Below are 17,739 nucleotides of genomic sequence, written 5' to 3'. Positions count from 1 at the left end.
TTGCCGCATTTTCAAATCAGTGACGGTCTATCGCTGACTTAACTACAGAACGGGAACTATAGATCAGAGTGTTGAAAGGAACCTGTTGATCATGTCCAGCACGAAGACAATCGCTGCCGCATCTGCCATTGCTGGCGCGTTCGCCCTGCTTGCCTCCGCGACGATGCCTGCATCGGCGCAGCAGCCGCCACAGGGCTGGTTCAAGGTCTGCTCGAAGCAGGAAGACAATGACATCTGCAACACGCAGAACATCGTCACCGCGGATTCCGGCCAGCTCCTGACCGCCGTCAACCTCATCGAGATCAAGGGCAAGATCAACCGCAAGATCTTTCAGGTGACCGTTCCTATCGGCCGTCTGATTCCTGCTGGTGTCGGCCTCCAGATCGACAACAACAAGCCGGTCAAGCTTGAATACGGCATCTGCTTCCCGGATCGCTGCATCGCCGAAGCTCCGCTGACCGACGATCTCATCAACGCGCTCAAGAAGGGCGGCAAGCTGACCCTGACTTCGGTCAACTATCAGAACAAGCCGAACCCGATTCCGGTTGCACTCACCGGCTTCTCCGGCGCTCTGACTGGCCCGGCTCTCAAGCAGTCGGAACTGGAAGAACGCCAGAAGGAACTTCAGGACGCCGTCCAGAAGAAGCAGAAAGACTTTGAAGCCAAGATGAAGGCTGAACAGGACAAGGCAAAGGGCGCAGCAAACTAAGCTGCATCCAGTCTGTCACGAGAAAGGGGCGCTTCGAGCGCCCCTTTTCTTTTCAACTATCGCTTTAAAAGACGCTTCTATCTTAATGATTATATTTCAAATAAAAGAGATTAGAGCGCCGGTTCCATTCATTGGATCGAAACGCGCCCTAGTTCGAGAGCTGCGCTTTTACGCGATATGAACCGTTATCCAGCCGGTCGAACATTTCTTCTATCTGCGGATGGCGCAGGGGCTCGCCGCTCAAATCCGGCACGAGGTTCTGTTCCGAAACGTAGGCGACATATTCGGATTCCGCGTTTTCAGCGAGCAGATGATAGAATGGCTGATCGCGATGCGGGCGCGCTTCCTCGGGAATGGATTCATACCATTCTTCCGTATTCGCGAATTCTGGATCCACGTCGAAGATGACCCCGCGGAAGGGGAATAGCCGGTGCTTGACCACCTGGCCGATCTGGAATTTCGCGTGCTTTATCTGTGTCATACCCATGCAACATTATTTAGTTCACCGCGCGACAAATTAAAGTCGGCAGCGACCGGCAATTCTGTCAGTTTGATGTGTCAGGTGGTCCGAAAATCAGGTTAGCTGGAGCGTTTTCCGTCGTCTCGGTGTGGAAGCCTCGGCAGTTTCGGAAGAAGATGCGAGAAGCCGCTGCCGGGGCGAAGCCCTTCACGCATGAAGAACGCGCGCAGCGGCGCAAAGGAGCGAAGCATTTCCAGGCCCACGCCGCGCACGATCTGCGCCGGAAGCATGCCGGACAAAAGCGAACGATTGAGTGCATCGACGGAGCCGGTGCGGGCCAGAATATCCGGGCGTCTCGCGCGGTCATAAGCGCGAATGACCCGATCCGAACCGGGATCTGCCGGATCGCTTTCTACGGCCTTGACCAGCGTTTCGACATCGCGCGATCCCAGATTGAGGCCTTGTGCGCCGATTGGCGGAAAAACGTGCGCGGCTTCGCCGATAAGAATCGTGCGTCTGGCTGCAAAAACATGAGGCACGAGGCCGGAAAGCGGCCAGGCCTGCGGCTTTATTTCGAGTTCGATCTTGCCGAGCATGGATTGCATCATGTCCTCGATGCGCCTGGCGAGCGTGGCGTCATCAAGTGCAAGAAGCGCTTCGGCGCGACCCGGATTCACAACCCAGACAAGGCTCGAGCGTTTGCCTTTGAGGGGAACCTGGGTGAAAGGGCCTTCCTCGGTGTGGAACTCCGTCGAAATGTTTTCATGATCGACAGTGTGTGAAAAGGAAAGCACAACGGCCGTCTGCGGATAGCTCCAGCGGCGTGTGCGGATGCCGGCGGCTTCGCGAGCCATCGAATTGCGTCCATCGGCTGCAACGACCAGCCGCGTATGCAGCGTGTCGCCGCCCGACAGGGTGACGGTCACGTGGTCGCCATTGTGGCGATATTCGATGACGGGTGCATTGATGCGTTGAATATTCGGATTGCGTGCGACGGCTTCAGAAAGTTTCTCGTTCAATACGGCATTGGGGATGTTGTAGCCGAACGCGGCCTCGTCGATTTCACCGGCGCGGAAGGTCACGACGGGGCTTCTCACAAGCCGCCGTGTCGCATCCACGATGCGCATGGAGGCGAGGGCTGCTGCTTCCGGCTCGATACCCGGCCAGACGCCCAGTCCCTCCAGCAATCTGATGGCCGGCATCATGAGCGCTGTCGTGCGACGGTCTCCCTTGTCGGTCTCCGGTCCGAGCAGGACGGTGCGATAGCCTTTCGCGCCGAGCGCCAGCGCAGCCATCATGCCGGCGGGTCCGCTGCCGCTGATGACAATGTCGGTGAGTGGCTTGTTCACAACAAGATCGTTCATCGTGTTTCATCCCCGGCCCGACATTGCGGGCCTCGTGCATCGTCTGATGATTCCAGCCGCACTTAAACCGAAATACAGCCAAAAGGCCATTCTTCCGTGGGATTATGGCGGATTTGCCTCACGCCTTACTTGCTCTTTTGCGCTTATTCAGGGAAAGCTGCTGCAGGATCATGGCTTTTTCCCGAGGGAAAAGGTTTCGATGATCATTAGTTTTGGGGATGTCAGTTTGTGTAGTGTACGCGTTCCCCGATAGATTAAATATACTCGCCGCCTCGGGGATTGTCTTGGGCGGGATAAGCGCGGCGACAAACTGAAATGGCGGACGGCGTGAAAACCAAACTGACCGGAAAACTCAAAGCCAAGAAAGTCACCGCGCCGCAAGCCAAGGCGTTTTCGGTTCACCTTCTGACGGCATCGGGTTCGTTTCTGGCATTCCTTTCCATCGTGGCGGCCAGCGACGGGCGCTACACGGCAATGTGGTGGTGGCTGGGGCTGGCGCTTTTCGTCGATGGCATCGATGGACCCATCGCGCGCAAGCTCGAGGTGAAATATGTTCTTCCGAACTGGTCCGGCGAGCTTCTCGACAACATCATCGATTATGTCACCTATGTTCTGATACCTGCCTTCGCGCTTTATCAAAGCGGGTTCATGGGCACCTATCTGTCGTTCATATCCGGTGCCATAATCGTGGTTTCGAGCGCGATCTATTATGCCGATACCGGCATGAAGACGAAGGAAAACTTCTTCAAGGGTTTCCCGGTCGTCTGGAACATGGTCGTCTTTACGCTTTTCATCGTCAGGCCGGGCGAGTGGGTCGCATTTGCGACTGTCGTCGTGTCGGCAATCCTTTCGTTCCTGCCGATCAACTTCCTGCATCCGGTGCGCGTCGTGCGCCTGCGCCCGCTCAACCTGACTGTTTTCCTGCTCTGGTGTGCCTTTGGCGCGGCTGCGCTCTATTATACTCTGGATGCGCCGTTGTGGGTCCGCGTCGGCGTTTCCGTGACAGGGCTTTACATCTATTTCATCGGGGCGATCATGCAGCTTTTCCCGAGTCTGGGCCGTGAAGCGGCACTTGCGAAGGCCAGAAAGGTTGTCGAAAAGAAGCAGAAGAGCGGAGAAGCACCATGATCAATGCCATTCGCGTCCACCAGACCGGTGGTCCGGACGTCATGAAGTATGAGCAGATCGAGATCGGTGAACCCGGTCCGGGCGAAGCGAAGGTGCGCCATGAAGCCGTCGGTCTCAACTTCATCGATGTCTATTTCCGCACGGGGCTTTACAAGGCGGCGCAGATGCCGTTCACGCCTGGAAATGAAGGTGCGGGCACGGTCGTGGCGGTTGGTCCGGGCGTGAGCGATGTTCGCGTTGGCGATCGTGTTGCCTATGTCGCCACACCGGGCTCCTATGCAGACGAGCGCATTCTGCCAGCCGAACGGCTGGTCAGGGTTCCCGATAATGTCGATCTGAAGACCGCCGCCTCGATGATGCTGAAAGGCATGACGGCGCAGTATCTTCTGCGGCGCACGTTCAGGGTCGAGCCGGGACAGACGATCCTTTTCCATGCTGCTGCCGGTGGTGTGGGGCTCATTGCCGGGCAATGGGCGAAGCACCTCGGGGCTACCGTCATCGGCACGGCAGGATCGGAAGAAAAGATCGCGCTCGCCAGAAAGCACGGCTACGACCACGTCATCAATTACCGCACTGAAAACTTCGCCGAAAAGGTGAAGGAGCTGACGGACGGAGCGGGCGTCGATGTGGTTTATGATTCCGTTGGACGCGATACCTATATGGGCTCACTGGATGTGTTGAAGCCACTTGGCATGTTTGCCTGCTTCGGCCAGTCCTCCGGTGTCATTCCGCCGTTCGATCTGGGCATTCTGGCCCAGAAGGGATCGCTCTTCGCCACGCGACCGACCCTGTTCAATTACATCGCCAAGCGGGCCGACCTCGAAAAGACGGCGGCAGAGCTTTTCGATGTGGTGGGAACCGGCGCCGTCAAGATCGAGATCAACCAGACCTATGCGCTCAAGGATGCGGCAAGGGCGCATGAGGATCTGGAAGCCCGCAAGACCACAGGAACGACCATTCTGCTTCCCTGAACTGACTGATGATCGCGGCGGTGTGCATATGTCCACCGCTGCTTGCTTTTGGGCTTTTCAAGAGCAGACTTGCTGGCTAAGGTCGCTCAAAAATACAAATGGGGAACAATGACAGCGCCTTTAACCGACCGGCCTCTTCTTGATGTCCGCCGGCTCACGAAAGTATTTGGTCAGCTGCGGGCCTGTGATGGTGTCGATCTCACCATCGGGGAAGGCGAGATTCACGCGCTCCTGGGCGAAAATGGCGCGGGAAAGTCCACCTTCGTGAAAATGCTGTTCGGCGCCCTGCAACCCCTTGAAGGCGAAATCGTCTGGAAAGGGCAGCCTGTCGCGATAGACGAACCTGCCGCTGCAAGAAAACTCGGCATCGGCATGGTTTTCCAGCATTTTTCCCTATTTGATTCACTTACCGCCGCTGAAAACATCGCCTTGTCGCTGGACCGTTCGCTTCCGCTTTCGGAGGTTGCAAAACGTGCGCGTGAGGTCGGCAAGACCTATGGCCTTCCTGTCGATCCGCAAGCGCATGTCGGCGACCTGTCGGTTGGCGAACGCCAGCGCATCGAGATTGTGCGCTGTCTCCTTCAGGAACCCGACCTGATCATTCTGGATGAGCCGACATCGGTGCTGACGCCGCAGGAAGCCGACAAGCTGTTTGAAACGCTGGAGCGGCTGAAAGCCGAAGGCAAGTCGATCCTTTATATCAGCCACCGTCTGGAGGAAGTGAAGCGCCTTTGTGACCGCGCGACGGTGTTGCGGCATGGCAAGGTCGTCGCGCATTGCGATCCGCGCAAGGAAACCGTTGCCTCGCTTGCCCGCATGATGGTTGGAAACGACATCAACGTCGTGGCGCGCACTCCCATTGCGGCGCAAAATGCGGGTGACGATGCGCTTTTAGAAATCAGGTCGCTGTCGCAGCCGCCGCGTGGACCGTTTTCGACGGCGCTGAAAAATATTTCGCTTTCGGTTGCCGCTGGCGAAGTCGTTGGCATTGCAGGCGTTGCGGGCAACGGGCAGGGTGAATTTTTCGAGGCCGTTTCCGGTGAAGTGTTGCAGTCCAGCGCCTCGAATGTGCGTATTCGCGGTAAGGATGCTGGCAAGGCAGGCATTAGCGAAAGGCGCATGATGGGCGCGGCCTTCGTGCCCGAAGAACGGCTTGGACACGGTGCCGTTCCGACCATGACATTGACCGACAATCTGTTCTTGTCGCGGTACAGGACCGACGCGAAAATGTTCCTGCGCGGCGGCAAACTCAGGCTGATCGCGGAGAGCGCGCTTCGGTCGGCTGCAAAGCGCATCATCGAACGGATGGATGTGCGCAAGAGCGCTGAAAATCCACCAGCATCCGCACTTTCCGGCGGTAATCTGCAAAAATTCATCATCGGGCGCGAGCTTGACCGTTCACCGTCTGTCATGGTGGTGAACCAGCCGACATGGGGCGTCGATGCCGGTGCTGCGGCGCATATTCGTCAGGCGCTCGTCGATCTTGCGCGTTCCGGTTCCGCAGTTCTCGTTATCAGCCAGGACCTTGATGAACTTCTTGAAATCAGCGACCGGATCGCGGTCATGAACCACGGCCAGCTTTCCGATCCAATGCCGATTGCCGATGTGACGCTGGAAAAGATCGGCCTCCTGATGGGCGGTGTTTCTGGAGAGGCTGCATGATGCGGATCGAACTCGTCAAACGCTCGCAACCCTCAAAACTTTTCAGCGCCTTGTCGCCGTTGCTTGCGCTGACATTGACGCTGGTTTTCGGCGGTCTCGCTTTTGCGCTGATGGGCAAGGACCCGCTGCATGCGCTCTATGTCTTCTTCGTGGAGCCCTTGTTCGACATCTGGTCGTGGCATGAATTACTCGTGAAAGCCGCGCCGCTGATCCTGATCGCGGTGGGGCTATGCATCTGTTTCCTGTCCAACAACTGGAATATCGGTGCCGAGGGGCAGTTCATTGCCGGTGCCATCGCGGGCTCGGTGCTGCCCGTCATGTTCCCCGATCTGCAGTCATGGGTGGTTCTGCCCTTGATGATGCTGATGGGCATGGCAGGCGGGATGGCTTATGCGTCCATTCCCGCCTTGCTGAAAGTGCGCTTCAACACGAACGAAATTCTGACCAGCCTCATGCTTGTCTATGTCGCGCAACTGTTTCTCGACTGGCTGGTGCGCGGCCCGTGGCGCAACCCGGAAGGCTATAACTTCCCCGAAACCCGCCAGTTCAACGATAGCGCCATTCTGCCGGAAATCTGGAGTGCATCGGGCCGTGCCCACTGGGGTTTCATCTTCGCGCTTGTGGCGGCGGTGGTCGTCTGGTTTCTGCTCAAGCACACGCTGAAGGGCTTCGAGGTCAAGGTCATCGGCCAAAGCCCGAGGGCAGGGCGTTTTGCGGGTTTCAGCGCAGGCAGGATGGTGTTCTTCGTCTTTGCGGTTTCCGGCGCACTTGCCGGTCTTGCCGGCATTGCGGAAACTTCGGGCGCCATCGGCCAGCTTCGCCCCGTCATTTCCCCGGGCTATGGCTTCACGGCAATTATCGTCGCCTTTCTCGGACGTCTTAACCCGCTGGGGGCGATCGCGGCCGGTCTGGTGCTGGCGCTTTCCTATCTTGGCGGCGAAGCGGCACAGGTTTCCATAGGCATCTCGGAAAAGTCAGCACGCGTGTTTCAGGGCATGATCCTGTTCTTCGTTCTCGCTTGCGATACGCTGATCCTCTATCGCATTCGCTTCATATCCGCAGCCCGAGCGGGAAAGGCCTGATCCCATGGATTTGACACAGGCTATTCTCCTGACAATTGCAACGGCTGCGACGCCTCTCCTTATCGCGGCCATCGGTGAGCTGGTGGTGGAGCGCTCCGGCGTGCTCAACCTCGGTGTCGAGGGCATGATGCTGATGGGTGCGGTGTCCGGCTTCGCCATCGCACAGATGACCGGTTCGGCATGGCTGGGATTGTTTGCCGCCGTTCTGGTGGGCGCTCTCTTCTCCGCCGTCTTTGGCTTTCTGACGCTCATACTGGTCACCAATCAGGTGGCGACCGGGCTGGCGCTCACAATCCTCGGCGTCGGCGCGTCGGCCCTGCTCGGCGAAAGTTTTGTCGGGCTTCCCGGCGTCCGGCTAGAAGCCGTTCATATTCCCTATCTGACCGATATCCCGCTTGTCGGTCGGTTCCTCTTTGGTCAGGACCCGATCTTCTATATGTCCATCCTGCTGGTTATCGGCGTGGCGTGGTTTCTGTTCCGTACACGGGCTGGCCTTACCCTGCGCGCCATCGGCGACAGCCACGGCTCCGCCCATTCGCTCGGCGTGCATGTGGTGCGCACGCGCTATCTGGCGGTGCTGTTCGGGGGTGCCTGCGCCGGTCTGGCGGGCGCGCAGCTTTCGCTCGTCTATGTACCGCAATGGGTGGAAAACATGACTGCCGGTCGTGGCTGGATCGCGCTTGCCCTCGTCGTCTTCGCTTCGTGGCGACCTTGGCGGGTGCTGATCGGCGCTTATCTGTTTGGCGCGGTGACGATTGGCCAGCTCCACGCGCAGGCGCTGGGCTTGGGCCTGCCATCGCAGTTTCTGTCCGCGCTGCCTTATCTTGCGACGATTGTGGTGCTGGTCATCATTTCGCGCAACAAGCGCCTGACGATGATGAATACGCCGGCTTCGCTCGGCAAGCCCTTCGTGCCGGACAGGTAAAGCCAACGGTTGAGGGGTAGACGAAAATCACTCCCAAGGATTTTCGTTCTGGTTAGTGGGTGCAAACAAGGAGTGCAGGGATCATGAAAAAGACGCTTTTGGCTATAGCCACCGCGACGAGCTTTATGCTCGGCGGCGCGGCGCATGCAGAAGATAAACTGAAGATCGGCTTCATCTATATCGGACCTCCGGGCGATTTCGGCTGGACCTATCAGCACGATCAGGCCCGCAAGGAGCTTGTTGAAGCGCTTGGCGACAAGATCGAAACCACCTTCCTGGAAAACGTGCCGGAAGGTGCTGATGCCGAACGTTCGATCGAGCGTCTGGCGCGTGCGGGCAACAAGCTGATCTTCACCACCTCGTTCGGCTACATGGACCCGACGCTCAAGGTCGCGAAGAAGTTCCCGGATGTGAAATTTGAACACGCGACCGGCTACAAGACCGCCGACAACATGTCGGCCTATAATGCGCGCTTCTATGAAGGCCGTTACGTGCAGGGCGTGATCGCCGCCAAGATGTCCACCAAGGGCGTGGCCGGATACATCGCTTCCGTGCCGGTGCCGGAAGTGGTGCAGGGCATCAACGCGTTCATGCTCGGCGCGCAGTCAGTCAATCCTGACTTCAAGGTCAAGGTGATCTGGGCCAATTCCTGGTTCGATCCGGGCAAGGAAGCTGATGCGGCCAAGGCTCTGATCGATCAGGGTGTGGACATCATCACCCAGCACACCGATTCCACCGCTGCCATTCAGGTCGCGCATGATCGCGGCATCAAGGCTTTCGGTCAGGCTTCGGACATGATCAAGTTCGCGCCCGACACGCAGCTTACCGCGGTTGTGGATGAGTGGGGTCCTTACTATATCGACCGCGCCAAGGCAGTTCTCGATGGTACGTGGAAAAGCCAGAACATCTGGTGGGGCATGAAGGAAGGCCTCGTGAAGATGGCGCCTTATACCAACATGCCGGACGACGTGAAGAAACTGGCGGAAGAAACCGAAGCCAAGATCAAGTCCGGCGAACTGAAGCCTTTCACCGGTCCGATCAAGAAGCAGGACGGCTCCGTCTGGCTGAAAGAAGGCGAACAGGCTGACGACAAGACCCTGCTGGGCCTCAACTTCTACGTCGCTGGCGTGGACGACAAGCTGCCGCAGTGAGTTTTCACCACGATCAAAAAGAAGGGCGCTCAAAGCGCCCTTTTTATTTTCTTACATTGTATTGAAGCCGTCTGTTAAAGCGATAGCTTAAGTCCTTCAAGGCTGTCGATGAAGCCAAGGGACCGATAGAAACGCAATGCGTCGGCACGTGATTTGTCTGTTGTCAGTTGCACCAGGCGGCAGCCGCGTTCGCGGCACCGTTCGATCGCCCACTCGATCATCTGACGACCGATTCCACCGCCGCGAATGCGGCTCGCAATCCGGACGCTTTCGATCTGGCCGCGCCACATGCCCATCCGCGACAGGCCGGGTATGAAGCTGACCTGCATGCAGCCGATGATCTCGCCTTCCTGCTCCACGACAGCCAGAAGCTGGTTGGGGTCGGCGTCGATGGCTGCAAAGGCGCTGCGATAGGAATCCCGCAAGGGAAGGCTCGCATCTTCACGCTTTGCGCCCAGCGCATCATCGGCCAGCATGGCGACAATCGCCGCCACGTCAGCCGAGGCTGCCTTTCTGATCTTTATGGCCGCATCCGCCGCCATCAGACCGCCATGCCGTGAAGATCGTAGGCGTCGCTCGCTTCGATCTTTACCGTCACGATGTCGCCCACGCGAAGCGGGCGGCGCGACTGGATGTGAACGCTGCCGTCGATTTCCGGAGCATCGTAGCGCGTGCGGCCCTTGGCAACCGTTCCGTTCGACTCGTCGATGATGACCGGCAGGCGCTTGCCGACCTTCTTCTTGAGGAGATTGGTCGAAATCTGCTGCTGCTTGGCCATGAAACGATGCCAGCGAGCTTCCTTGATCTCTTCCGGTACCTGCTCCAGACCGAGGTCATTGGCCTTCGCACCCTTGACCGGCTCATATTTGAAGCAGCCGGCGCGTTCGATCTTGGCTTCGTCGAGCCAGTCGAGCAGCATCTGGAAATCTTCTTCGGTTTCACCCGGATAGCCGACGATGAAAGTGGAACGCACGGCCAGATCAGGGCAGGTTTCACGCCAGGCCTGAATGCGGCGCGACGTCTTTTCCTGATGTGCGGGACGGCGCATATTCTTCAGCACCGCAGGCGAGGCGTGCTGGAACGGAATATCCAGATAAGGCAGGATCTTGCCTTCCGCCATCAGTGGAATGACTTCATCGACATGCGGGTAGGGGTAGACATAATGCATGCGCACCCATACGCCCATCTCGCCCAATTCACGCGAGAGATCGAGGAACTTGGTGCGAACCGTGCGGTCCTGCCACATGGCTTCCTGATATTTGATGTCGAGGCCGTAGGCGCTCGTATCCTGCGAGATGACGAGGATTTCCTTCACGCCTGCATTAACCAGCTTTTCCGCTTCGCGCAGCACCTGATCAATCGGGCGCGAGACGAGATCGCCGCGCAGCGCCGGAATGATGCAGAACGAACAGCGGTTCGAGCAGCCCTCGGAGATTTTCAGGTAGGCGTAATGGCGCGGGGTCAGCTTCACGCCCTGCGGGGGCACCAGATCGACAAACGGGTCGTGCGCGGGAGGGGCCGCTTCATGCACCGCGCTCATCACGCTTTCATAGGCCTGCGGGCCGGTGATGGCGAGCACGTTCGGGTGGCGCTGGCGGATGACCTCGGGCTCTGCGCCCAGGCAGCCGGTCACGATCACCTTGCCATTTTCGTTGAGGGCAAGGCCGATGGCATCCAGCGATTCATCGCGCGCGGAATCGAGAAAGCCGCAGGTATTGACGATCACCAGATCGGCGCCGTCATGCTTGCGGGAGATTTCATAACCTTCGGAGCGAAGGCTGGTGATGATGCGTTCGGAATCGACAAGCGCCTTCGGGCAGCCAAGGGAAACGAAACTGACGCGCGGTGCGCTCATTGGGAGAACCTTGCAAATATCGGAAATTGCGCGCGCAATATCACGATAAAGGGGCAACGGTAAAGTTGAGATGACAAAAAAAGCCGGAGCGCAGGGCTCCGGCTTCTTGATACTTGGTGAGGTTGGCTTACTCGGCCTGATCAGCCGGAGCCGCGTTCAACTGGCCGTAACGCTCTTCGCCAATCTTGGCGAGAAGGTCGAGCTGGGTTTCGAGGAAGTCGATGTGACCTTCCTCATCGGCCAGAAGCTCATCGAAAAGCTGCTTGGAAACATAGTCGCCGAGTTCGTCGCAGATTTCGCGGGACTTCTTGTAGGAAGCGCGGGCGTCGTATTCGCCTGCAAGATCGGCTTCCAGAACTTCCTTGACGTTCTGGCCGATGCGCAGCGGAGCTACGGTCTGCAGGTTTGGAAAACCTTCCAGGAAGATAATGCGGTCAATCAGCTTGTCGGCGTGATGCATTTCTTCGATAGACTCTTCACGTTCCTTCTTGGCAAGACGCGTGAAGCCCCAGTCGTTGAGGAGGCGGTAGTGAAGCCAATACTGGTTTACAGCGCCAAGCTCGAGGAAAAGTGCCTCGTTAAGCCGCTCGATGACCTTTGGTTCGCCTTTCATTCCATGAACTCCCGAATTTGTCGCGTAGAGAACGTACACGATCCATGAACTGGATCACGTTTTCGTCCATTTGGTTATGACGAAGATGATACTCTTCAGTCACCCTTATGATCGTTTCCACGACGTTTGGGAAGCAGCCACAGCAACGGCCGCGCTTGGACATGATGTTATAGACGGTGCCGGGAACGATAAGTTGCCAGCAATCCTGATCGAGAAGCTCGATAACGACGGCTTCGATGTCCTTATCGGTAATAACATTGCAGCTGCACACTAGCATGAGGAACTATCTCCCAAGCGCGCGCAGAAAAAGTCGGATGCGAAAAGCACCGAAGGGAGGGACTTTACCGGCTCAAACTGTACTTCAACTGTGTGGCTGCGCAGAAAATCTGGCAGCTTTATTTCACTCATGGCGCAAGGCCGAACTGAACCGGTCAATGGTTCCTCCAACTGCAAGGGTTAAAGGCCCGAACATTAAAGGCGTTACTTAAGCGGTGTTTATAAAACCCACCCAATTAAGTCAGGTTATGGCCGTTCGGGTTCAGTTCTGTCAATTTTTATGTTTTTGAAATGTTCTAAAAATCAATAGCTTAGAATCATTCTAAATATGAGTTAACTACCCATCTTTAAAGGACAATTGGCAACTGCGTTTGCCATAGCGGCGCGGGAAATGCGCCGCCAGGACATTATGCGCCATTTCGCCGCACCTTGTGGATAGGCAGCGGCCTGCGGCATCACGAGCCAAGCACGGCGCTGAAGCCTTCGAACTGCGGGGGACCGAGATAGAGCGGCTTGTTATCCCCGGCATTGCGATGCGCATCGCGGAATTGTTCGGATTTGGTCCACGCGACGAAATCCTCGCGATCGCGCCAGACCGTGTGCGAAGCATAAAGCGTGTAGCCTTCTTCTTCGTTGGTCGCGCCGCGAAGCAGATGAAAGCCTTCGAAGCCGGGAAGTTCCGACAATCTGGAGTCACGATTCTTCCAGACGGTCTCGAAATCGGCCTCGCTGCCGACGCGAACCTTGAAGCGATTCATGGCTATGAACATTGCTGATCCTTTTCCATCAGGTTTGGGACTGGCTGTAGCGCATCCCGAAAAGTGCGAAGCGGAATGCTCTAACTATATAGTTTTCGGCGAGTGCAGCGGTAGGGCTGCACTCGCCGCGTCACATCTCGGGATCAGAAGGCCGCCGCGGTCAGGTTGGTCGGCCTTAGCAGATGTGACGATCTTAAACGGGAGGCGGGAACGCCTCCCGCAGTTCTAGAACTGGAACTGTGTCGAGACGAGGAAGGTGCGCCCGCGACCGGAGCCATAGGTGCTCAGCGCGGGGGTATATTCCTTGTCGGCAATGTTGAGCACCTGAAGCGAAAGATCGACCGTATCGGTGAACTTGTACTTCGCGAACACGTCCACCAGCGTGTAGGGATCGGTATCGCTGCCGCTGATGGTCCGCCCGCTTGAAACGTGCTGGACACGCAGGCCGCTTTCAAGCTTGCGTTCGAAGAAGCGCGCGCCGGCGGTAACAGTCACCACATCTTCCGGCAGATACTGGTTGGCGCCAAGCCCCGCCGTCTGCTCAGGCAGTTCGGAAGTGGAGTGCGTATAGGCAATGCCACCGAACGCGAAGCCGGCATCGTAACGGGCATCGAGTTCGAAGCCCTTCACATCGGACGTGCCGTCAACATTGATGAACTGGCTGTTGGTGCTGGAGGCGGTGATATAGTCCTCAACCCGCATCATGTAATAGTTGGCCTTGATGCGCAGGCCGTCTTCTGCGGTCAGGATGCCATCGCGAGCGATATTGACGCCGAATTCCCAGCCGCGCTGCTTTTCAGGACGGAGATTGGGGTTTCCATGCAGCCCCGCGGTTCCGGCATGGGCGATGCCGCCAAGGAAGGTTTCCTGCAGGGTCGGCGAACGCATGGAATGCGCATAGGTAATGTAGGGCTGCAACCAGTCGGTTACGTTGTAGGCGACTGTGACCTTGGGGCTGAACTCGCTGTCGCTGTTCGAGATCGAACTGTCTTCGCTTTCGAGCTTGAAGTAATCATAGCGAAGGCCTGTAACGACTTGCAGCGCCTGATAATTCCAGGTCGCTTCCGAGAAGACCGCACCACGATTGGATGTGGCATCTGTCGGGTTGACGCCCGTCTTGGTGCCGCCCGCATTGTCGCGGTTGATTTCAAAGCCGTTCTTCCATGCAACCGCCACATCGCCAAAGGTGAAGCGCGACGTGTTCGAGGCGGTCATGCCGGTGGTTTCGGCCGAGACCTGCCGCCCGACGAAGCCGCCATTACCATCCACCCAGTTCTGCAATGTGCTGTTGTGGTAGAGGTTGACGTCGATGCCGATGAGATCGTTGTCGGACGGGTTGTAGTTATACTGTGCGAAGAACGTGCGGTTCTGCAGGAACATATCGTAGATCGTATAGGTTCCCGGACGATAGCCCGCAGCATATGTGCCATAGTGGTTGTTGTAGAGAACGCCGCCAAGCGTCAGCTTCTGGTCTTCGCCAAGGCCGAACTCGGCCTTGAACAAGCCGGAAGTCAGTTCCTCGCCGGTCTTCTCGACAGTCACGCCGTCGCCGTTCTTGTAGTCGTTGGAATCGTGGCGGCTGATGGCCGCGACAAGCCCGATCGAATTGACGCGTGCCGCGCCCGCCAGCATTTCGGAGAATCCGGTGCCGTTGCTGCCCCAGGAAGCACGTCCCAGAACGCCCTTGTCCTTGCCGTCGAGAATGACATCGTCCACGCCGAGCGTGCGGAAATTCACACTGCCGGCAAGCGCAGTACCGCCTTCGGTCGTAACAGCGCCGCGCGCCACGTCAATTTCAGACAGCAGATTGGGGTCGATATAGGCATAGCCCTGCGCGTCATGCGCGGTGTTGCGATAGCTCTGCGGCACGCCGTCGATCATCATGTTGACGCGGCCGGAGCCTTCAAAGCCACGGATATTGACCGCCACGCCCGGATTGGAGCCACTCTGGAGGGTGAAGACGCCTGCGGTTCCGCGCAGCACATCGTCCAGTTTCGCGCCACCGAAACGATTGATCTCTTCGCGGTTCACCTTGCCCACGGGCGCCGTGACCGAGGTCGGCACTTGTGTGTCGTTCGCGCGGCGAATGGTGATCGTCTTCAGCGCAACGCCGGCTTCGTCGTCAGCCGCTTTCTGCTCCTGCCCGAATGCTTGCGACGTCATCGCCGCCAGAATGACGGCAAGTCCCGTGCTCGCCTTAAATGACCTTCTATGAACCCCACCAGTCGCCCGCATTTCCAATGTTTCCTTCATGACCAGACACGCTTCGCCAGTCCTTTGGACAGCGAAGAAACCGAAAAATTTCAATTGTTTATGACTTCCCCCTCAAGAGAAGGCCGCGTGCTGGCTGGGAAGAAAACATCTCCCTGGCTTGCGTGGAAAAAGCGAGATTTAAACTTGACTCGTTTATTCCAGTAATGCAGTGATTAATAAACATGAGTATTGATGTCAACAAAACAAATTTGCTGTCATCACCGTGTGGAAAGTCGATGCTGAGGCGAGAAAATGAACAGGCGTATCCATATCGACATGCAGGTGCGGTTGCCGCGCGGACCCGTTTCCGAGCGGGCCGCAGATCGCATTTCCGAAAGCCAGCTTCACAGCGATTCGACCGGATCTGTTCCGGCTCAGATAAGACCTCGCTTCGGCGAGAGTGCGCTTGAGCCGCAACTGAAAACCTATGGCAGCCGCGAACTTTTCGACGGCTCCCGGGAAGTGGGCATAGAGCACGGCGGCTCGCTCTATCGCCTCAAGATCACCCGCCAAGGCAAGCTCATCCTAAACAAGTAGGCAACATCAGATGACGACCCATACCAAGCCCTCCCCAGAGGAGATTCTCAAGGCACGGGCTGATAATCCGAAAATGCGCGAACGCGATTTTGCGCAGAGTCTCGCTATATCAGAAGCCGATTTTGTTGCAGCGCATTGCGGACAGCCCGAGATGGCGTCGATTTCGGCGCGACGCATTCGTGCCGATGTTGAAACGCTGTTGAACCGCATCGCGTCTGTCGGCGAGATCATGGCATTGACGCGCAATGAAAGCGTGGTTCATGAAAAGATCGGACCTTTTGAAAAGACTGTCTGGGGAGCGCACGCTTCGCTGGCGCTCGGCAAGGAAATCGATCTTCGCATTTTTCCAAAGCACTGGGTTCACGGTTTTGCGGTCGCCAAGCGGGACGGTGAAGCAACGCGCCGCAGCCTGCAGTTCTTCGACGCCACGGGCGAGGCGGTCTTCAAGATACATCTGCGCCCGGCTTCCGACGTTGATGCCTATGAGGCGCTCGTTAGGGATATGCTGCTGGATGATCAGTCTCCGGTCATCGAAACAAGCATCCTCGCTCCCAAGGGACCGAAGGCGGATGTGTCGCTTCTCGATATCGACGCTTTCCGTGAGCGTTGGGGCGCTCTCACCGATGTGCACCAGTTTGTCGGCCTGCTGAAGGATTTCGGCGTGGACCGGCATCAGGCCGTGCATCTTGCCGGTCATGATTTCGCCTGGCGGGTCGACACGTCGTCAGTCGAGGCCATGATGAACCATGCGGTGCAGGAAAAGCTTCCGATCATGTGCTTTGTCGGTAGCCGCGGCTGCATCCAGATTCACACGGGGCCGATCCACGAGATCAAGATGATGGGCCCTTGGCTGAACGTGCTGGACCCGACTTTCCATATGCATTTGCGCCTCGATCACATCTCTGACGTCTGGGTTGTGCGCAAGCCGACCAAGGACGGGCATGTGACCTCGCTCGAAGCTTATGATGCCAGGGGCGAACTGATTGTTCAGTTCTTCGGTGAGCGTCATGAGGGCGAAGCGGAACTGGCCGATTGGCGCATGATCGTGGAAAATCTTCCACGTCTGCCGCAATCCTCCGCTGCATAGGGTGACGGCGATGTCGTTCATTTCCTTGCGCCTCAGGCACGGAGCCGCCCTTGTCGCCATCGCACTGTCGCTGGCGACCGGCGCTGCGAGCGCCGACACTGTCGATCGTTTCACCGATACGTCGCGCATTGTTTCCGTTGGCGGATCGCTGACGGAAATAGTCTACGCTCTCGGGGCGGAAAATATGCTTGCCGGTCGTGACCAGACAAGCGTTTATCCCGAAGCCGTCAAGAAGCTGGCAGATGTGGGATATATGCGCCAGCTTGCCCCCGAAGGCGTGCTTTCGGTCAACCCGACCGGCATTCTGCTCCTCGAAGGCAGTGGCCCGCAGGATACACTCGATGTCCTGAAAAAAGCGTCCGTGCCGATGATCGTCGTGCCGGAGACCTTTACAGGCGAAAGCGTCGTCAGGAAAATCGAGATCGTGGGCAAGGCACTCGGTCTGGAAGACAGGGCCCGGACGCTTGCTGCAGAAATATCCAGCGACATTGAGGCGGCCGAAAAGGCTGCGGCAGGCCATAACCCACGCAGGCGTGTGCTTTTCGTATTGTCGGCTCCCGGCGGACGCCTGATGGCATCAGGCACCGGCACGGCGGCTGATGGCATGATCAAGCTTGCCGGTGGTGAAAACGTCATCAGCGAATATCACGGATACAAGCAGTTGACCGACGAGGCCGTTGAGAAGGCGGCGCCTGACATGATCCTGATCATGGATACGGGCGCGGATGGGATGACGCCGGAATCGCTCATGAAAAACCCGGTTATCGCGGCAACACCGGCGGGGCGGAACGGAAACATCGTTTCTATGGAGGCGTCCTATCTGTTAGGTTTCGGGCCGCGAACCGGCGCTGCCATTCGTGACCTGTCGGCAAAACTCTATGGCGCTCCTGCGGGGCAGTAACATGGTC

At 57.6% G+C, this 17,739-nt stretch carries 18 protein-coding genes; 10 read left to right on the top strand and 8 right to left on the bottom strand.

All coding sequences use genetic code 11. The annotated features are described in order from the left end of the window. Positions 1 to 91 precede the first annotated feature (91 nt). On the top strand, positions 92 to 709 hold the full coding sequence (locus tag ACOWVS_RS08050) for an invasion associated locus B family protein (protein WP_006471370.1): 618 nt from the start codon (positions 92 to 94) through the stop codon (positions 707 to 709). A 148-nt stretch (positions 710 to 857) separates the two neighbouring features. On the opposite strand, the gene hspQ is transcribed toward ACOWVS_RS08050, so the two are convergent. Together hspQ and ACOWVS_RS08040 are read right to left on the bottom strand one after the other, a co-directional pair. Next, positions 858 to 1,196, bottom strand: coding sequence for a heat shock protein HspQ (gene hspQ, locus ACOWVS_RS08045; RefSeq protein ID WP_075041901.1), 339 nt, complete (start codon positions 1,194 to 1,196; stop codon positions 858 to 860). 92 nt (positions 1,197 to 1,288) lie between these two features. After that, a complete protein-coding gene (locus ACOWVS_RS08040) occupies positions 1,289 to 2,533 on the bottom strand; it encodes a UbiH/UbiF family hydroxylase (protein WP_006468905.1) in 1,245 nt (414 codons plus the stop codon). Between the two features lie 315 nt (positions 2,534 to 2,848). On the opposite strand from ACOWVS_RS08040, the gene pcsA reads away from it, so the two are divergent. The 6 genes from pcsA (at position 2,849) to ACOWVS_RS08010 (ending at position 9,452) form a co-directional block, all read left to right on the top strand. Further along, a complete protein-coding gene (pcsA, locus tag ACOWVS_RS08035) occupies positions 2,849 to 3,661 on the top strand; it encodes a phosphatidylcholine synthase (RefSeq protein WP_006468904.1) in 813 nt (270 codons plus the stop codon). Continuing rightward, positions 3,658 to 4,632 carry a quinone oxidoreductase family protein gene (locus ACOWVS_RS08030; protein ID WP_006468903.1) on the top strand — a complete coding sequence of 325 codons (975 nt, stop codon included), beginning with the start codon at positions 3,658 to 3,660 and terminating at the stop codon, positions 4,630 to 4,632. Before pcsA ends, ACOWVS_RS08030 begins: the two co-directional genes overlap by 4 nt. A gap of 108 nt (positions 4,633 to 4,740) precedes the next feature. Further along, positions 4,741 to 6,294, top strand: coding sequence for an ABC transporter ATP-binding protein (locus tag ACOWVS_RS08025; protein ID WP_075041902.1), 1,554 nt, complete (start codon positions 4,741 to 4,743; stop codon positions 6,292 to 6,294). Then, complete coding sequence (locus tag ACOWVS_RS08020) at positions 6,294 to 7,376, top strand: ABC transporter permease (RefSeq protein WP_006471366.1); 1,083 nt, start codon at positions 6,294 to 6,296, stop codon at positions 7,374 to 7,376. The genes ACOWVS_RS08025 and ACOWVS_RS08020 overlap by 1 nt, the downstream gene beginning before the upstream one ends. Positions 7,377 to 7,380: 4 nt before the next feature. Further along, positions 7,381 to 8,301 (top strand): ABC transporter permease, encoded by a 921-nt coding sequence (locus ACOWVS_RS08015; RefSeq protein WP_075041903.1) that lies wholly within the window; start codon positions 7,381 to 7,383, stop codon positions 8,299 to 8,301. Between the two features lie 83 nt (positions 8,302 to 8,384). Continuing rightward, positions 8,385 to 9,452, top strand: coding sequence for a BMP family ABC transporter substrate-binding protein (locus tag ACOWVS_RS08010; protein WP_006471365.1), 1,068 nt, complete (start codon positions 8,385 to 8,387; stop codon positions 9,450 to 9,452). Between the two features lie 74 nt (positions 9,453 to 9,526). Here ACOWVS_RS08010 and ACOWVS_RS08005 read toward each other — a convergent pair whose 3' ends face one another. The 6 genes from ACOWVS_RS08005 to ACOWVS_RS07980 form a co-directional block, all read right to left on the bottom strand. Then, entirely contained in the window at positions 9,527 to 9,994 is a 468-nt protein-coding gene (locus ACOWVS_RS08005) for a GNAT family N-acetyltransferase (protein WP_075041904.1), read from the bottom strand. After that, complete coding sequence (rimO, locus tag ACOWVS_RS08000) at positions 9,994 to 11,307, bottom strand: 30S ribosomal protein S12 methylthiotransferase RimO (protein ID WP_006471364.1); 1,314 nt, start codon at positions 11,305 to 11,307, stop codon at positions 9,994 to 9,996. Before rimO ends, ACOWVS_RS08005 begins: the two co-directional genes overlap by 1 nt. A 127-nt stretch (positions 11,308 to 11,434) precedes the next feature. Next, positions 11,435 to 11,920 carry a bacterioferritin gene (bfr, locus tag ACOWVS_RS07995; protein ID WP_006468896.1) on the bottom strand — a complete coding sequence of 162 codons (486 nt, stop codon included), beginning with the start codon at positions 11,918 to 11,920 and terminating at the stop codon, positions 11,435 to 11,437. Beyond that, on the bottom strand, positions 11,886 to 12,197 hold the full coding sequence (locus ACOWVS_RS07990) for a (2Fe-2S)-binding protein (RefSeq protein ID WP_006468895.1): 312 nt from the start codon (positions 12,195 to 12,197) through the stop codon (positions 11,886 to 11,888). The genes bfr and ACOWVS_RS07990 overlap by 35 nt, the downstream gene beginning before the upstream one ends. Before the next feature lie 454 nt (positions 12,198 to 12,651). Then, a complete protein-coding gene (locus ACOWVS_RS07985) occupies positions 12,652 to 12,966 on the bottom strand; it encodes an antibiotic biosynthesis monooxygenase family protein (protein WP_006468894.1) in 315 nt (104 codons plus the stop codon). A gap of 213 nt (positions 12,967 to 13,179) precedes the next feature. Then, positions 13,180 to 15,207, bottom strand: coding sequence for a TonB-dependent receptor domain-containing protein (locus tag ACOWVS_RS07980; protein WP_170873261.1), 2,028 nt, complete (start codon positions 15,205 to 15,207; stop codon positions 13,180 to 13,182). Positions 15,208 to 15,585: 378 nt separating this feature from the next. On the opposite strand from ACOWVS_RS07980, the gene hemP reads away from it, so the two are divergent. From hemP to ACOWVS_RS07965, 3 genes are read left to right on the top strand one after another with little or no spacing between them, the layout of a single operon-like run. Beyond that, positions 15,586 to 15,744: a hemin uptake protein HemP gene (gene hemP, locus ACOWVS_RS07975; RefSeq protein ID WP_374846691.1), complete on the top strand. Its 159-nt coding sequence runs from the start codon at positions 15,586 to 15,588 to the stop codon at positions 15,742 to 15,744. A 10-nt stretch (positions 15,745 to 15,754) separates the two neighbouring features. Continuing rightward, the gene (locus ACOWVS_RS07970) at positions 15,755 to 16,831 is read left to right on the top strand and encodes a hemin-degrading factor (RefSeq protein WP_006468891.1); all 1,077 of its coding nucleotides are present in this window, start codon (positions 15,755 to 15,757) and stop codon (positions 16,829 to 16,831) included. A 10-nt stretch (positions 16,832 to 16,841) separates the two neighbouring features. Continuing rightward, positions 16,842 to 17,732, top strand: coding sequence for a heme/hemin ABC transporter substrate-binding protein (locus ACOWVS_RS07965; protein WP_006471362.1), 891 nt, complete (start codon positions 16,842 to 16,844; stop codon positions 17,730 to 17,732). Positions 17,733 to 17,739 lie beyond the last annotated feature (7 nt).

The organism is Brucella sp. IR068, assembly GCF_049065885.1.
GTDB classification, from domain to species: Bacteria; Pseudomonadota; Alphaproteobacteria; order Rhizobiales; family Rhizobiaceae; genus Brucella; species Brucella intermedia.
The sequence above is the reverse complement of the archived record's forward strand: the minus strand, read 5'-3'. Positions and strand labels throughout refer to the sequence as shown.

Bases quoted from the DNA above. Each gene is read 5' to 3' on its own strand.
- bfr (WP_006468896.1), bottom strand. From the start codon at position 11,920: ATGAAAGGCGAACCAAAGGTCATCGAGCGGCTTAACGAGGCACTTTTC.
- ACOWVS_RS07990 (WP_006468895.1), bottom strand. From the start codon at position 12,197: ATGCTAGTGTGCAGCTGCAATGTTATTACCGATAAGGACATCGAAGCC.
- ACOWVS_RS07970 (WP_006468891.1), top strand. From the start codon at position 15,755: ATGACGACCCATACCAAGCCCTCCCCAGAGGAGATTCTCAAGGCACGG.
- ACOWVS_RS08040 (WP_006468905.1), bottom strand. From the start codon at position 2,533: ATGAACGATCTTGTTGTGAACAAGCCACTCACCGACATTGTCATCAGC.
- ACOWVS_RS08020 (WP_006471366.1), top strand. From the start codon at position 6,294: ATGCGGATCGAACTCGTCAAACGCTCGCAACCCTCAAAACTTTTCAGC.
- ACOWVS_RS08030 (WP_006468903.1), top strand. From the start codon at position 3,658: ATGATCAATGCCATTCGCGTCCACCAGACCGGTGGTCCGGACGTCATG.
- ACOWVS_RS08010 (WP_006471365.1), top strand. From the start codon at position 8,385: ATGAAAAAGACGCTTTTGGCTATAGCCACCGCGACGAGCTTTATGCTC.
- ACOWVS_RS07965 (WP_006471362.1), top strand. From the start codon at position 16,842: ATGTCGTTCATTTCCTTGCGCCTCAGGCACGGAGCCGCCCTTGTCGCC.
- pcsA (WP_006468904.1), top strand. From the start codon at position 2,849: ATGGCGGACGGCGTGAAAACCAAACTGACCGGAAAACTCAAAGCCAAG.
- ACOWVS_RS07980 (WP_170873261.1), bottom strand. From the start codon at position 15,207: ATGAAGGAAACATTGGAAATGCGGGCGACTGGTGGGGTTCATAGAAGG.
- hspQ (WP_075041901.1), bottom strand. From the start codon at position 1,196: ATGGGTATGACACAGATAAAGCACGCGAAATTCCAGATCGGCCAGGTG.
- ACOWVS_RS08015 (WP_075041903.1), top strand. From the start codon at position 7,381: ATGGATTTGACACAGGCTATTCTCCTGACAATTGCAACGGCTGCGACG.
- ACOWVS_RS07985 (WP_006468894.1), bottom strand. From the start codon at position 12,966: ATGTTCATAGCCATGAATCGCTTCAAGGTTCGCGTCGGCAGCGAGGCC.
- ACOWVS_RS08005 (WP_075041904.1), bottom strand. From the start codon at position 9,994: ATGGCGGCGGATGCGGCCATAAAGATCAGAAAGGCAGCCTCGGCTGAC.
- ACOWVS_RS08025 (WP_075041902.1), top strand. From the start codon at position 4,741: ATGACAGCGCCTTTAACCGACCGGCCTCTTCTTGATGTCCGCCGGCTC.
- rimO (WP_006471364.1), bottom strand. From the start codon at position 11,307: ATGAGCGCACCGCGCGTCAGTTTCGTTTCCCTTGGCTGCCCGAAGGCG.
- ACOWVS_RS08050 (WP_006471370.1), top strand. From the start codon at position 92: ATGTCCAGCACGAAGACAATCGCTGCCGCATCTGCCATTGCTGGCGCG.